The 421-nt window shown below is 36.1% G+C and carries 1 protein-coding gene; it reads left to right on the top strand.

The features are described from left to right. The first annotated feature begins 140 nt into the window (after positions 1 to 140). On the top strand, positions 141 to 290 hold the full coding sequence (locus ACNI3T_RS05180) for a hypothetical protein (protein WP_295182708.1): 150 nt from the start codon (positions 141 to 143) through the stop codon (positions 288 to 290). Positions 291 to 421: the final 131 nt, after the last annotated feature.

The following is a 421-nucleotide window of genomic DNA, read 5'->3' as shown; positions in this document are numbered from 1 at the left end:
TTTTGGTACAGACTTTCGGGAATTTCACCAGAATAGTCCGTTTAACGATTATCCCATGACCTGGCCGAAAAAGTTATGATTTATCTGCTTAAGTGGTTATATTATAGTGAGTTGAGTATAAATCATAAAATAACAGGCGTATGGAAATCTTTACTGAATTTGTGGACAACTACAAGATGAGTATTCATGGCCTGAACATTATCGCAAAGATACTGGTCACGCTTACCTTACTATTTATTTTTGCCGCCATTGTAGGTGCAGTAGTAAACGTAGTACTTCACACTGTTTGATAACACTGCATTCTGAGGAATCAGGTTATTATGCGAAAAGCCGGAATGCTAATTCCGGCTTTTTGTATTTTACAAATAGTTCGATTATATGTACAAAAAAACCCGATTCAGATGAATCGGGTTTTTAAAGG

The sequence above is a fragment of the Christiangramia qingdaonensis genome (assembly GCF_048381525.1).
Lineage (GTDB): Bacteria > Bacteroidota > Bacteroidia > Flavobacteriales > Flavobacteriaceae > Christiangramia.
This window is presented reverse-complemented; position numbering and strand designations above follow the sequence as displayed.